The following is a 15,640-nucleotide window of genomic DNA, read 5'->3' as shown; positions in this document are numbered from 1 at the left end:
TTCTTTCTGCTAAGATAGGAAAATTGTAAATTGCGACTTCAAAAGAATAAAAAATGAATTTCAGAAGGATATTTTATACGGTATCAACGGTAGTTTTAATAGGTTGTCAACAAGATAGTATTGCTGTTTTTGATCATCAAGCCCAATATGATATTGATAAGGTTTTGATAGACGAGTATTTAGAAACGCATAGTTACGATGCTACAAACGATGTTTTTAAAGATTTGGAAGATGGAGAGATTGCTCTAAAATCTGATGACAATCTAATCAATTATAAAGACACTGTTAACGAAGTTGCTTATGATATGTACAGCTATGTAACCGTAACAGGTACACAAGAAAACCCTGATAGTAACGATATTGTAAACATAGCCTATCAGTTAACCACTTTAGATGATGAAAGTTCTGTGATAGAAGAAAGTAATACAAACGATGGTTTTATTAGTTTGTCAAATACAATAGAAGGATGGCAAGTAGGAATGGCTGCTTTTAAAGGAGGAGAGGTGGATGAAACAGACCCAACCACACCAAGACAATTTTTTAATTCAGGTAAAGGATTTTTAATCATTCCTTCTGGTTTGGCATATCGAAATTTAGGAAGTGGTGGAGTAGCTCCTAATAAAAATTTGATTTTTAAAATTACTTTAAGAACCGTTACTCAAGTTGATTAATTTCTTACTGTTTTTGTTTTATTTAATTGTAAATTAAATAAAAAGCTATTATAAAATTTAAAAGTCTACTCAGATTCGGGTAGACTTTTTTGTTGACTAACAGATATTTATCTATATTTTTCTGAAAAAAATTATAGATTTAATTTATTAAATATTATGTTTGTTCTTTATTAAAATATATTTACAAAGTGAAAAAAGGTACAGTAAAGTTCTTTAATGAATCAAAAGGATTTGGATTTATTATTGATGAAGACACAAAACAAGATTATTTCGTACACATCTCAGGATTGGTTGATGAAGTTCGTGAAGGTGATGCGGTGACGTTCGATTTAAAAGACGGTAGAAAAGGATTAAACGCAGTAGACGTTAGAATTTTATAATTTTATTTCTTTTTACAAATTAAAGAGACTGTTCAGAAGTTATTTTCTGAGCAGTCTTTTTTTTATGCTATATTGTTTTTATTTGGATAAGATTGTAGGTGGTTTTTTCTACAACTATGTAAGCTTTCATGAGTTAGGTTGTTATTATTTTCAATAATAAATAAAACATAAAAAACTACCGAAGCTTTTCAGCTCCGATAGTTTTCAGCTTAATTTAGGGGATATTTTTTTAGTTGATAAAAATTAATTTACCATTGTAGCTTTTACCATTTTGAACGTTTATTTTGTAAATATAAATTCCTTCAGAATCGGTTGGCTTTTCATAAAGTATGTCATTTGCACCTGCATTTACTTCACCTTCTATCAATTGAATTCTTTTTCCTGCCAAGTTGTAAACTGAAAGTTGATAAGTGCTATCTGTTTCGCTATCAAAATGGATTGTAGAGGTTTTTTGAATTGGATTTGGGAAAAATTCTACAGTATCACTATTTACAGATTCTTGAACAATTACAGCTTCTAGTTGTTTGAACTGTATGTTTTCTATCGTTACTTTTTTCTCTTCTTCAACTCCAATTTTAGTAGCATTTAGTGTAAAAACAATCATGGTAACATTAGACAAGTCAATTGAATCTCCGTTGTCGTTTTTAAATTCTGACAATTGAATTTCTTTAGTTTCCATTTCATCAGACAATTCGTAAGAGTATTTGTGTTGATCTTCCCAGTTTTCTACATCATCTTTCATAATTATTACAGACAATTCTCCAGTTCCTTTAGTGTTTAACTTTAATGTATTGTATTCATTCAAGTCAATAGCTCTAAATCTTGGTGTAAAAGCTTTGTAAACAGATACGTAGTTTGCAGTTGTGGCAGCTAAGTTGATGTTTCTTTCTACTAAAAATGTATTTTCGGTAGCTTCTTCTGTATGTGGAGTAATTTCGTACTCTGTAATGTTTGTGTTGTATGATGAATCATCAATACCCCAAGCTCCATCTGCAATAAATACATCATCTGGTGTACCTCCTTTGTCACTTTCAATTCTAAAACCAAAGTCAAAAAGAGATCCTGATTCAAATTCAATTTTAGTACTGTAGCTGTCTATTTCTAAATCAGTGTTTACAGCTTCAGTTTCACTAGTTTCAGTAGCTCTTATCCCTCCTTTAATGTTCAAACTGTGACTGTTGTTTGTATTGGTAATATTTAGGGTTAATTTTCCGTTTTTGTAATATCCATTTCTAACATATGTGCTTGGTGGTGTTGAGTTGTTAAAACTAGAAATTGTTTTTACATTTTTAAAACTCTCTAGTATAGTAGAAGCCAAGGTGTACAAATCATCAACAGAGTTAGACCATATTTGGAAGTTGTAAAAAGAAGTGTCATTAGAATATTTATCCAAATTCCAGTGAGATTCTACTCCGTAAGTATCTCCCTTGTCATTTACAGCAAAACTAAGCACATGCTCTATTTCTCCACCTGGGTTTTTAATTGTTGTTTTGATAAACAATTCTTCTTCAATTAAAAAAGTATTGATTCCTAGTATTTGTCCACCTAATAGTCTGTCACAAATGTATTTAGTGTGTTCGTATACTTCGTTTTCTGTTTGCAATGCTAATACTGAAGCAACTGTTTCTTCTTGACTGTTTAAATAATCTACAGAGAATATTTTACTTGCGTTGGTTAAGTTTAACAAATCTGAGGGACTTGAAATTTTAGGGGTAGTATTTTCAATTGCATCATAAGGGATAAAGTCTTCTATTCCTAAAACAGTTCCACCTACGTAAGCTGTAGTACTTGGTTTAAAAGTTGGAGCTTTGTTTGCTTTAAAGCTGTAGTTGGTTTTGCTTCTTAAATAGTTTCTAGAGGTAATTTTTTCAGAAAGACGGTTGTTACTTTCCAATCCTCCTTCGTTTCCACTGGTAGTAAGGGTGATAGTTGGGCAGGCATCTACTCCAGAACAAGCGGGGTCATCACAATCGACTAAGCCATCACCATCGTCGTCAATTGCATTACTACAATCTTCGTCAGGCACGGGAGCACTTGGACATCTAGCACCATCGTTAGATGCACTTGCAGGTCCGTATGCAAATAAATTAGAGTTCATTGAACTATTAGGGGTAAGGTCTTGTACTTTTTTAATTTTATAGATGGTTCCTGTTTCGTTTGCAGAGATGTAAAATCCTCCGTCCAAATCAAAATAAACAGCTCCGTAAGTATAACTTCTTCCTTGTAAGATGGGTACTTCTCCTAAGTCAGTAAGGGTTTCTGTCTCAGGATCTATTCTGTATAGGTGATTGGTCTTTTTTTCTACAGCATATAATTTGTTGTCGTTTACATTAAATGCCCAATCGTGTATGTTTATACTTTTAGACAAGGTAAAGCTACCAGTGTAGTTAAGGTAATTTTCTGAGTTTGGGTTTAAGTCAACTTTATACGTTACATTATTTTTTTTAAAATAATAGATTCCATCTATACTGATGTCTCCAATATAGCTAGAGCTACCTCCATTAGGTAAAGAAGTAATTTCATATTCGTTTTTTTGAAAGTCTTTTCCAATTCTCACCAATGTTTTAGATTTTGATTGTAAAAAACCCCAAAGATATCCATCAACACTGTTGTATCCTGCAGCATTAATTTTTCCTTCTACAATATTTTCTGAAACTAAGATTGATGTTCCAGAAGCTAGATTTACAGCGTAAATATCATTATACTGAAACAAGTAAGCGTCGTAAACACAATTAAAAGGCTCGTCTTGAGCAAATAAGTTAAAGGATGTGATAATAAGTAATACAGTTAGGATTACAGGGTTTTTAAGTATTCTTTTTTTCATGACAATGGTCTTTAAATGATTTCGTTGTCAAAGGTACTAGAGGACTCAAGATTTTTTTTTGCTAATTAGTTGAATGACGTTTTACTGTAGGTGAGTTGCAAATATAAAGGCATAAAAAAAAGCATCTACTTAAGTAGATGCTTTTCAGTGTGTTATAAATATGTTGGTTAGCCTATAATAGAAGCTAATTTTTCTTTTTCTTCTTCAGCCAATGCTGCATCTACTAAAATACGACCAGAGTATTCATCGATGGTAATTTTCTTACGGCTAGCTATTTCTATTTGAACTTGTGGTGGAATAGTAAAATAAGATCCTCCAGCAGCACCTCTTTCAATAGCAACAACAGCCAATCCATTTTTTACATTACTTCTAATTCTCTTATATGCTACTAATAAGTGGTTGTCAATTTTGTCAGCCATTTCTTCAGACAACTTGTTCAACGAGTTTTGTTCGTTTTCAGTTTCTTTTAAGATAGCATCTAATTCAGATTTCTTATGACCTAAATGAGATTGTTGAGATTCTAACTTATCAATGGTTTTAGAAATAACCTCTTTTTTATGTTCTATTTTAACATATGCTTCACGAATTCTTTTTTCAGCCAATTCAATTTCTAACTCTTGAAATTCAGATTCTTTGGTTAAAGAGTCAAATTCACGATTGTTACGAACCGATTTTTGTTGTTCAGCATATTTTTTTACCAAAATTTTTGATTCTTCAATGCTAGATTTTTTGTTAGCAATTTCAGTTTCAAAATTGGTTACGTCTTGATTTAATTTGTCAACACGAATAGTCAAACCAGCAATTTCGCTTTCTAAGTCTTCAATTTCTAAAGGCAACTCACCTTGTACGCTTTTAATTTCGTCAATTCTAGAATCTATTAATTGTAAATTATATAAAGCTCTTAACTTGTCTTCTACAGATATTTCTTGTTTCACTGCCATAATACTATGAGTAATATATTGGGTTTGTACTTTTATTTGATAAAATGATTGCAAAATTACAAAATTTTTCTTGAAGATAGTCAACTAATAAGTTTTTTGTAAACTGCTCACTTTCATAGTGTCCAATGTCTGTAATCAAGATTTTACCCTCTGCTTTGTAAAATTCGTGGTATTTAAAATCTGCGGTGATGTATGCGTCTGCATTTTTTGACATAGCAGCGGATATTCCAAAACTACCAGATCCACCTAAAACAGCTACTTTTTGTATGTTTTTAGACAAAGGAACAGAGTGTCTAATACAGGCTGTATTCATTTGTTTTTTTACATACTTTAAAAAATCTGTGCTATTCATAGGAGTAGGTAGTTCACCTATCATTCCTATTCCTATATGTTGATTGGTGTTTTCAAGAGTCGTAATTTCATAAGCCACTTCCTCGTAAGGATGAGATTCAAACAAACTCTTTAGTACTTTGATTTCTAGATGTTTGGCATATGTAATAGCTATTTGAGTTTCTTGTTCTTGATGCAGAACACCTTTTTCTCCAAGGGTAGGATTAGAGGCTTCGTTTCCTTTGTATGTTCCCGTTCCTTGCGTATTAAAACTACAATTGCTATAATTACCAATACCACCGGCACCTGTATTAAACAATGCTTTTCTAACGGTATCAGCATGGTTAATAGGAACGTAAGTAACCAATTTTTTGATGGTTTCTTTTTGAGGAATCAATACTTGTTTGTTTTGCAAACCTAAAACACTACACATTTTAGCGCTAACTCCGCTAAAACTATTGTCTAGAGCGGTGTGAGTGGCATAAATAGCAATGTTGTTTTGAATGGCTTTTATAACAATTCTTTCCACATAATTCTTTCCATTTAGTTTTTTCAAACCTCCAAAAATAATAGGATGAAAACTAACAATCAAATTGCATTTTTCATCAATGGCTTGGTCAACAGTTTCTTCTAAAGTATCTAAAGTAACTAAAACACCTGTAATAGTTGTATTGTAATCTCCCACCAATAAGCCTACGTTGTCAAAATCTTCGGCATAAGCAAGAGGAGCTAATTCTTCTATATAATTTGTAACATCTTTAATTTTCATACTCAAAAATACAGAATTTGTTGGATTAGTTGTTTCTAGCTTTAAATTGTTTTAGATTTGATATCTTACCGTTATATATACGATTCATTAATGAATGTCATTTTTGTTTTAAGAGTTTTGCTCTTTCCTTTTTCTGTTTTGTATGCTAGTATAGTTGTCATTAGAAACCTATTGTTTGATACAGGAGTTTTGAAGTCAACTAGTTTTGACCTGCCTATTATTACGGTAGGAAATTTAAGTGTTGGAGGAACAGGTAAAACACCACAGATAGAATATTTAATACGTTTGTTGCGTAAAAAACATAAAATAGCCGTTTTAAGTAGAGGTTATAAAAGAAAAAGCAAAGGCTTTGTTTTGGCCAATCCAGAAATAACAGTTGCAAATTTAGGTGATGAGCCTTATCAATATTACAAAAAGTTTGATGATATTACTGTAGCAGTTGATGGAAATAGAGTTGAAGGTGTCCAAAAAATACGAACTCAAAAACCGTTGACAGAAATTATTTTGTTAGACGATGCTTATCAGCATAGAAAAATAAAAGCGGGTTATCAGATTTTACTTACTTCTTATCATGATTTGTTTTATAAAGATTTTATGATGCCTACTGGAAATTTACGTGAATTGTGGTGGGGAAAAAAAAGGGCAGACAGTATTGTTGTTACAAAATGTCCTGAAGATTTATCTGTTGAAGAGCAACAGAATATATTGAGAAAAATAGCACCTAATAAAAATCAGCAAGTTTATTTTACCAAGATAACATATGCAGATAGCGTTTTTGGAACTTCGGAAATTTCTTTAAAAGATTTAAAAGATTCTGAAAGCGAAGGAGTGGTTTTGGTAACAGGAATTGCAAAGCCTAAACCGCTAATGGATTATTTAACTTTTCTAGGAATTGAATTTGAACATTTAAAGTTTTCAGATCATCATAATTTTTCTGTGAAAGAGTTGGGTGAGATTCATGAAAAATCTATTTCTAAAAAAATCATTACTACAGAAAAAGATTACGTTAGACTACAAGATGAAATAGACAATTTATATTACTTACCTATAGAGATTCAATTTTTAAATAGAAGTGACGTCTTTGATACTGCTATTTTAGATTTTATAAAGCAATAAAATGCTTACTTGCTAATAAGTGAAATTTAGAATTTCTATGAATATCTTTTCATCAAGAACTACATCGTTAGAGATTGTTGTATTTTATTTTTCATAAAAACAATAATTATACATGGAGTGTTGTATATTTTGATTTATTTTGTTTTTTTATTGATATAAAACTAATTTTAATCTGTTGTTAAAGGTGTTTTTTTTAATATGTAAACCAATTTAACAAACTCTTGTTTTATGCATAAAATATTCATAAAAGCACAAAATATTACACAATGAAAGTAAGAATATTTTATCTGTTAGCATTTTTGCTGTTTAACCTTACAAATGCTCAAGAAAAAAACATAATAAATGGAAATCAAAGGGTTGAATCCTTTAAAAGTGAACAAGGATTTGATCAGAATACAGTAAATGTAATTGTAACAGATACAAAAGGGTATTTGTGGATTGCTACTCCTAACGGTTTGGTTAGGTATGATGGGTATTCATTTGATTATTACTACCATAATACAGAAGATTCAACGTCGCTGCCTAACAATTTTATATCAAGTCTTTTGAGTGATACTAAAGGGCGATTATGGATTGGAACTAGAGGAGGACTTTGTATGTACTTGACGGACAAAGAGAAATTTATTCCTATAGATAACACGGTAAAAAGAGAAACTTTTATCAAAGAAGATGCTGAAAAAAGAATTTGGATTGGTACAGATTTTAAAATAGATATCTATGATTCCGATGCTAGCGATATTGAAAAAATTGAAAAAATTGCCGAAATAAATTTAGAAAAAGTATTAAAAGGCAAACACATAATAGATCTAGAATTTCTTTCAAGTTCGGAGTTATTGGTGGCTACTACAGATCAGATGTATAAGATTGATATTAAAGATAATTATTCTACAAACATTCTTGAGCTTAAGTTAGGAGTAAATGTAAAAAAAATAAAAAAAATACTTAAAATTAACAACTCTATTTGGGTAGGAACAAATGCAGGTTTGTATCATACTTTTTATGAAAATAGCCAGTTACTTACATTAGGAGCCTATTTAAATGAGGACAAAGGAAGTGCAAATGCAAAATGTGATATTTTATCTTTGTACTTAGATAAAGATGAAAATTTATGGATTGGAACTAGAGATAATGGGGTTGTAAAATACAATACCAAAAACAGAGATTTTACATCTTTTAAGTACGATTCCAAATACAAAAATGTCATAACAAGTAACCGTGTAAATTGTTTTTATGAGGATGATTTTGGGGTGTTGTGGATTGGAACTGCTCAGGGAGGATTGAATAAATTTGATAAGAATCAAAAAGATTTTCAAAATTATTCTCACAATGCATACGATGATAAATCACTGTCTAGTAACCTGATTACAGATATTACAGAAGACAATAAAGGTAGGATTTGGGTTTCCTTTTTTGGAAGTACTATTTGTAGAACTGAGGAAAAGCTAGATTTAAAAACAGGAGGTAGAGTTTCTTTTAATCGTCTCGAAAAACAACTAGGATCATTAAAAAACCAATGGGTTTTATGCTTGTATCAAGACTTTAAGGGATATTGGTGGATTGCAACCAATGAAGGAATCTATTTGTTTGATGAAAAGGAAAATAGGCTAAAACCTGTTCGTTTAAAAGTAAAGGGTGTTGAGGTTAGCTTGATTTTTAATAGAGCAATTCAGCAAATAAATAAAGATCAAATTATCTTGGGAGGACCTCAGGCTTTTTTAGTAGAGAACCCTTGGGAAACAATTTTAAAGAACAAGCCTATTGAGGTAGAAAAGGAATTGTTTGATGTTGGAGAAAATAATCAAATTAATGATTATGTAAAAGATGGCTATGGTAACCATTGGTTTACAACAAATAAAGGAGTCTTTAGAGTTAGAGCTAAAAAGAAAGATTGGATGGTTAAAGATTATTTAACCACAACGTCTAAAAATTTTCCTATAAGCTATAATCATGTTTTCAATGTTTTTATTGATAGTCAGAGAAATGTGTGGTTAGGAACTTTTGGTGGAGGGTTGAATAAAATGGTTTTAAACAGTGTTGGAGAGGTTAAAAGTATAAAAAGCTATCACAGAAAAGATGGACTTCGTGACGAGGTAATTTATGGAATTCTAGAAGACGATCAAGGCAAACTATGGATAAGCACAGACATGGGAATTGGTTGTTTTGATGTAAAAGAAGAAGCTTTTAATTTTTACGATGTAAACGATGGAATTTTAGGGAATAATTTTAGACAATCGGCTTTTTTAAAAACCCAAAAAGGAATTATGCTAATGGGAAGTGTGGCAGGTTTGAATATTTTTGATCCTGAACAAATTGTAAAAAATAAAAATGCACCCAAAATTTTATTATCAAGATTAAAAATTAACAATCAGCCTATTGTTTCTGGAAAAAAGATCAATGGAAAAACAATTTTAGACACTTTAATTTCTGATACTAAAAAAGTAACAGTAGAACATGGTAATAGAAATATATCCTTAGATATTATTGTACAGCACAGTGTAACTCCTAACAAAAATAAAGTAGCTTACAAATTAGAAGGAGTTAATAAAGATTGGATTGAAGTTGATAAGGGAAAAACAACAGCGACATATACCAATTTGAGTCCAGGTACCTATGATTTTTTATACAAAGGAGCCAACGGAGATGGAGTTTGGACAAACACTACAGAAAAGTTTACGATAAAAGTTTTGGCTCCTTGGTATCTAAGGTGGTGGAGTATAACTCTTTGGGTGGTTTTATTAGTAGTGTTTAGTTATGGTGGGTTTAAATATTTTGTTAGGTTAGAAAAATTAAATCAAAAACTCAAATTTGAGCAGTTAGAAAAGGAAAGAGTGAGAGATATGAATCAAGCAAAATTAAGATTCTTTACCAATATATCTCATGATTTTAAAACGCCATTGTCACTTATAATTGGACCTTTAGAAAAAATTGCAGATCAGTATAAAAGTGAAGAAAATCAGAAATACTTCTCTATCATTCAAAATAACATATCTAGATTACAGCGTTTAATAGATCAGTTAATTTCTTATAGAAAAGCAGAAACAGGACACATGCAACTCAATTATTCTAAAGTAACTTTGGGGAACTTTATGTATCCGTTGCTAGAATCTTTTGAGGACTACGCTCAAAGGTCGCTTATGAATTTTTATTACAAGGTAAATGAACCCAACAAACACGTTTTTATAGATATAGATAAAACAGAGAGAGTTCTTTTAAACTTGTTCTCAAATGCCATTAAATATTCTAATTCTTATAAGGAAATAAGTATAGAGGCAGGAATTGTTCAAGAGAATGATGAAGAACTTCTTTTTATTCAGGTAACAAACACAGGGATAGATATTCCACCAGAAAAAATAGATAGAATTTTTGACCGTTTTTATAGAGGTGTTGATGAAAAAAAAGATTGGAATGGAACAGGAATCGGTTTGGCACTATGTAAATCTTTAGTAGACTTAATGCATGGAACCATATCTGTGGTAAGCAATCCAGAAGAGAAAACAGTTTTTAGAATTACGTTACCTATTGTCAATCAGGGTAATGCCGTAGAAGAGGTGGTTTTACATAAATATCAGAAAATTGTAACAGATTGGTTGCCTTCTGAATTAGAAAGCATTCAAGACATATCTACAGATGCCTCTCTTCCAACAATTTTAATTATAGATGATGAACAAGATGTGCGAACCTTTTTGTACGAGGCTTTTAAAACTACTTATAACATTATACTAGCAGTAGATGGAGAAGATGGATTGAATAAGGTAAAAGAAAATCTTCCTCAGTTAGTGATTAGTGATGTAATGATGCCTAAGCTAGATGGGTATAAATTGTGTGAGAAAATGAAGTCTAGTAATGAATTATGCCACATTCCTGTTATCTTATTAACAGCTATAGGAGATAAGGTGAAAGCTATTAAAGGTCTAGAGATAGGGGCAGATGATTTTATTGTAAAGCCATTTTCTATAAAATACTTAGAGGTAAGGGTTAAGAAGCTAATAGAAAACAAACAACGTGTTTTTGAATATTATTCTAGAAATAGTTTTTTACCAAAAGATTCTTTAATTAGTTCTGATAGAGATAAACAGTTTCTAGAAAATATAAATATATCTATAGAAAAAAACATGTCAAGCTCTTCTTTTGGAGTTGAAGAATTGGCTAAGGATATCGGAATGAGTACGTCTCATTTTTATAGAAAACTTAAAGAACTTACCGGACAGGCACCAAATGTGTATTTAAGGAACTTCCGTTTGCAAAAGGCAGCAGAATTATTAACTCTTAATAAAAACTTAACAGCTGCAGACGTAATGTTTGAAATAGGAATAGAGTCAAAATCTTATTATTCTTCTGCTTTTAAGAAAATTCATGGTGTTTCTCCTTCAGAATTTGTGAAAAAAATAGATGATTGATTTGAGGATAGAAACGACTTAAATATTTGTTTTTCAGTTGTTAACGCTTGCTCGAATCAATCGGGTTGAATAGGATAACCAAAAAGAACGATGAGAGTAAGTCTTTTGTTGTATTGGAGCTACATATTTGTAGTGTCCAATTATATTAAAGCATGTAAAATATATGTAAAACATAAAATTTGATATTTACTTACTGTGATTGTTGAGGTAAGTTTAAAAAATATATGTTTTAAATAGAAATACTTAATTTGGAGTGGATTGATTGAATCGTAGTTTTGTACAATATCTTTTAGGTTTAAAAACTTAAAAAAAGCAACTGAATCATCAAATTCTATTTATCTACTTACAAACGTGTTTTCAATAATTGGTTTTTAAACTTTTAAAAATTAATTATATGTTAAAAAATCATAATCCATATATCAAGTTGTTGTGTGTGGTAATGCTTTTTTCTTTTCAAGTTTTTTCTCAGGAAAAAAAAGAAATAGATCAAGGTATGGATGAGATGTGGGGAGAAACTTCTGTTATAAATAACAACATAAGAGAAGGAAGAGGGAAGTTTTTTGATGAAAGCAATTTCGGAATGTTTATCCATTGGGGGTTGTATTCTCATTTAGCAGGAAAGTGGAATGATAAAACATATTATGGTATTGGGGAATGGCTTATGCACAAAAGAGTGGCAGATATTTCTACAGAAGACTATAAAAAAGTAGCCAAAGATTTTAACCCCACAAAATTTGATGCCAAAGCAATTGCTCAACTAGCAAAAGATGCAGGTATGAAATATATTATTATTACCAGTAAGCATCACGAAGGTTTTGCTATGTTTGATTCTAAAGCAAGTGATTTTAACATTGTAGATGCTACTCCTTTCGGACGTGACCCTATGAAAGAATTATCTGCAGCTTGTCATGAATTAGGTTTAGGATTTGGGTTTTATTATTCACATTATCAAGATTGGACAACTCCAGGAGGTGCTAATGGACCAACTACACACAAAAATGGTAAAGAAGCCCCATTTAAAGATTATTTCTACAATAAATGTAAGCCTCAGGTAAAAGAAATTTGTAGCAATTACGGAACTATAGATTTTGTGTGGTTTGACACACCAGGTGGAATGCCAAAAGAATATGTAGTAGAATTGGCAGATATGGTAAGAGAATTACAACCCAATACAATGCTTTGTAGTAGAATTGGTTATGGTTTGGGAGATTATGTAAGTCATGGAGACATGGAGGTGCCTCCTACCAATTTAGATGTGTTGTGGGAAAGCTGCGATACCAACAACGATTCATGGTCATACGCTTGGTATGATAACAATTTTAAAAGTCCAAAAGAAATTTTACACAGACTAATATCTACCGTGGGTAGAGGAGGTACTTATTTGTTTAATGTTGGACCTAATGGAGAAGGTAGTGTGCCTAAAATAGGAGTTCAGTTTTTAGAAGAAGCAGGTCAATGGATTCAAAATTATCCACAAGTTATTTATGGGGCAGGAAGTTCTCCATGGGGACATGCATTATCTTGGGGAGATGTAACCACACAAGACCATTCTTTATATCTTTCTGTATTTGATTGGCCACAAGACGGAAAACTGTACGTGCCAGGGTTAGAGAGTGAAATTGCATCTGTAAATATTGTAGGAAAGAATAAGAATCAATCGGAACTTAAATATAACCGTAAGAACAATTGGATTGTTATAGATGTTCCATTTGAAAAACCAAATGCTACCGTTTCTGTAATAGAGGTTGTTTTAAAAACAAAAGCAGAAAAGGCAAAGGTTGATAAAGCTTTAGGTATATATCCAAATATTAAAACAGAAATGTTAACAGATTTTGCAACGGTTTCTAATGCAACTAAAAATTCTGTAAGATGGATGGAGAAGTTTGGAGAGTGGAAAAAAACAACTCAAGTAAGTTTGTGGGAAAAAAATGGAAAAGCTGAATGGGAAGTAAACGTCTTAAAACCAGGTTACTATTATTTGGATTTAAATTATAGTGGGCAGGGTCGTTTGGTCTGGAAAACAACTACAGATGAGGGGGTTGAGGTGCAGAATCAACAAGCAGCCACAGAAAAGTACAATGCATATCCAATGGGAATTATAGAGTTTAAAACCGCAGGAAAACATACTATATCAGTTTCTTTAGTTGAAGGGAATCCTGAGACTTCCAGTTTAAAATCAATAATTATCAAGCCAATTCAATAGTCAGAATAGAGATTTAATCATAGAACCATGAGTAATACCAATAGAATGAAAAATAGAAACAAATACATAGGATTGATAGCTTTGTTTGCTGTATTGATTTCTTGCAAAACCAAAAAATCAGAAGAGGTAAATAAACAACCTAATGTTATTATCGTTATTACAGATGATCAAGGGTATGGAGATCTAGGTCATACAGGAAATGATATTATCAAGACTCCTACTATTGATCAGTTTGCTAATGAATCTGTTAGTTTAACCAATTACCATGTGGGTACTACATGTGCACCTACAAGAGCAGGTTTGTTGACGGGTAGAAACTGTAATAGAAACGGAGTTTGGCATACCATTATGGGAGCTTCTATGTTAAATAGAGAAGAGGTGACTCTTGCCGATGTGTTTCAAAATAACGGATACAAGACAGGAATGTTTGGAAAGTGGCATTTAGGAGATAACCATCCTTTTGCTCCAGAAGAGAGAGGGTTTCAAGAAACATTTTATCACGGAGGTGGTGGAGTTGGTCAAACACCAGATTATTGGAATAACGATTATTTTGGAGATACGTATCTAAGAAATGGAACACCAGAAAAAGTAGAAGGGTATTGTACCGATGTTTGGTTTGGTGAAGCGATTAAGTTTATCGAAAATAAAAAAGACGATCCATTCTTATGCTATTTAAGTTTAAACGCTCCACATTCTCCATACAATGTTCCTGAAGAATATTACGATTTGTATAAAAATGAGGAAAGTTTGTTAGAAAGTCAAAAGCGTTTTTATGGAATGATCACCAATGTAGATGATAACTTTTCTAAGTTATTAAATAAGTTGGAAGAACTAGAAATTGCAGAGAATACTATTGTCATTTTTACTACAGATAATGGAACTTCAGGAGGTTATAAAGTAGATGAAAAAACAGGAGAGGTACATGGATACAATGCAGGAATGCGTGGTACAAAAGCAAGTGAATATGAAGGAGGTCATAGAGTACCTTTTATCATAAGATGGCCAAATGGAAAGTTAAACACAGGAAATTCATTGACTGATTTGACAGCACATGTAGATGTTTTACCAACCTTATGTTCTTTAGCCAATATTGATTACAAATCAGACAAAGTAATGGACGGAACAGATATAAGTGCGTACTTAACCAAAGAAACACCTTTAGCCGATAGGTATTTAGTAACAGATACTCAAAGAATTTCTTGGCCTGTAAAAGGAAAACAAAGTAGCGTAATGAATGGGAATTGGAGATTGGTGAATGGAAATGAATTGTACAACACGGCAAGCGATCCAGGGCAAACAGATAATATTGCAGCGCAACATCCAGAAAAAGTAGTAAAGATGAATGCTTTTTATGACTCTTGGTGGGAAAGTGTAATTAAGGAAACTAAATACTCAACTATTGATTTGGGTGTAGATGAGGAAGAAGTAATTACTTGCCACGATGCCAGAACCATAGATTATTTTCCACCATGGAACCAAAGGTTAATTAGAGAAGGAGTGCCTATGAAACCAGCACCATTCTTTGTCAATTTTGTAGAATCAGGTAAGTACTTATTTAAATTAAGACGTTGGCCATCAGAAAGTAAAACGCCTTTAGGGAGTGAGATTTTAGATGAAAGAGCAGCCACTGTTGCTACAGATCCTCGTATCAAAGGAGAAGCAATGAGGTTTAAAAAAGCATTTATCAAAATAGGAAATCAAGAAGTGTCTGTAGCGGCAAATAACGAAGCATTATCTGCGGATCTTGAATTAGAGGTTGAAAAAGGAAAAACAGAATTGTTGGCTTGGTTTGAATTAGAAGACGGAACTCTTACTAATGCTTTCTATATCAATGTAGAAAAGGAGGGTGAAAACTAAGTTTTTGTAAAATAAAATTGAAGAATTATTTAACAATCAAACAAAGGTAAATTAAGAAAATATAAAAAGGATATTTATTCTGATACGATCTATGCTTTTTTACAAACAAAGACAGTTACAGGTAGTATTACAGATGAATCTAGAGAAGTATT

9 protein-coding genes are annotated in these 15,640 nt (G+C 31.7%); 6 read left to right on the top strand and 3 right to left on the bottom strand.

The window, feature by feature from the left end; translation table 11 throughout:
- Positions 1–53 precede the first annotated feature (53 nt).
- Complete coding sequence (locus Q4548_RS07785; RefSeq protein WP_303453369.1) at positions 54–671, top strand: FKBP-type peptidyl-prolyl cis-trans isomerase; 618 nt, start codon at positions 54–56, stop codon at positions 669–671.
- Positions 672–859: 188 nt separating this feature from the next.
- Positions 860–1,051 (top strand): cold-shock protein, encoded by a 192-nt coding sequence (locus tag Q4548_RS07780; protein ID WP_303453367.1) that lies wholly within the window; start codon positions 860–862, stop codon positions 1,049–1,051.
- A gap of 229 nt (positions 1,052–1,280) precedes the next feature.
- Here the strand turns inward: Q4548_RS07780 and Q4548_RS07775 are convergent, their stop codons facing one another.
- The 3 genes from Q4548_RS07775 to Q4548_RS07765 form a co-directional block, all read right to left on the bottom strand.
- A complete protein-coding gene (locus tag Q4548_RS07775; protein WP_303453365.1) occupies positions 1,281–3,875 on the bottom strand; it encodes a DUF6923 family protein in 2,595 nt (864 codons plus the stop codon).
- A gap of 167 nt (positions 3,876–4,042) precedes the next feature.
- A complete protein-coding gene (locus tag Q4548_RS07770; RefSeq protein WP_303453363.1) occupies positions 4,043–4,816 on the bottom strand; it encodes a zinc ribbon domain-containing protein in 774 nt (257 codons plus the stop codon).
- Between the two features lie 4 nt (positions 4,817–4,820).
- On the bottom strand, positions 4,821–5,915 hold the full coding sequence (locus Q4548_RS07765; protein WP_303453361.1) for a Nif3-like dinuclear metal center hexameric protein: 1,095 nt from the start codon (positions 5,913–5,915) through the stop codon (positions 4,821–4,823).
- A gap of 90 nt (positions 5,916–6,005) precedes the next feature.
- Here Q4548_RS07765 and lpxK point away from each other — a divergent pair, with 90 nt between their 5' ends.
- The 4 genes from lpxK (at position 6,006) to Q4548_RS07745 (ending at position 15,488) form a co-directional block, all read left to right on the top strand.
- On the top strand, positions 6,006–7,031 hold the full coding sequence (gene lpxK, locus Q4548_RS07760; protein WP_336622735.1) for a tetraacyldisaccharide 4'-kinase: 1,026 nt from the start codon (positions 6,006–6,008) through the stop codon (positions 7,029–7,031).
- A gap of 266 nt (positions 7,032–7,297) precedes the next feature.
- On the top strand, positions 7,298–11,428 hold the full coding sequence (locus Q4548_RS07755; protein ID WP_303453359.1) for a hybrid sensor histidine kinase/response regulator transcription factor: 4,131 nt from the start codon (positions 7,298–7,300) through the stop codon (positions 11,426–11,428).
- Between the two features lie 394 nt (positions 11,429–11,822).
- Positions 11,823–13,631, top strand: a complete 1,809-nt coding sequence (locus Q4548_RS07750) for an alpha-L-fucosidase (protein WP_303453357.1) — start codon at positions 11,823–11,825, stop codon at positions 13,629–13,631.
- Between the two features lie 27 nt (positions 13,632–13,658).
- On the top strand, positions 13,659–15,488 hold the full coding sequence (locus Q4548_RS07745; protein ID WP_303453355.1) for an arylsulfatase: 1,830 nt from the start codon (positions 13,659–13,661) through the stop codon (positions 15,486–15,488).
- The last annotated feature ends 152 nt before the right edge of the window (positions 15,489–15,640 follow it).

Source organism: Wenyingzhuangia sp. 2_MG-2023 (assembly GCF_030548295.1).
Classification (GTDB): Bacteria; Bacteroidota; Bacteroidia; order Flavobacteriales; family Flavobacteriaceae; genus Wenyingzhuangia.
This window is presented reverse-complemented; position numbering and strand designations above follow the sequence as displayed.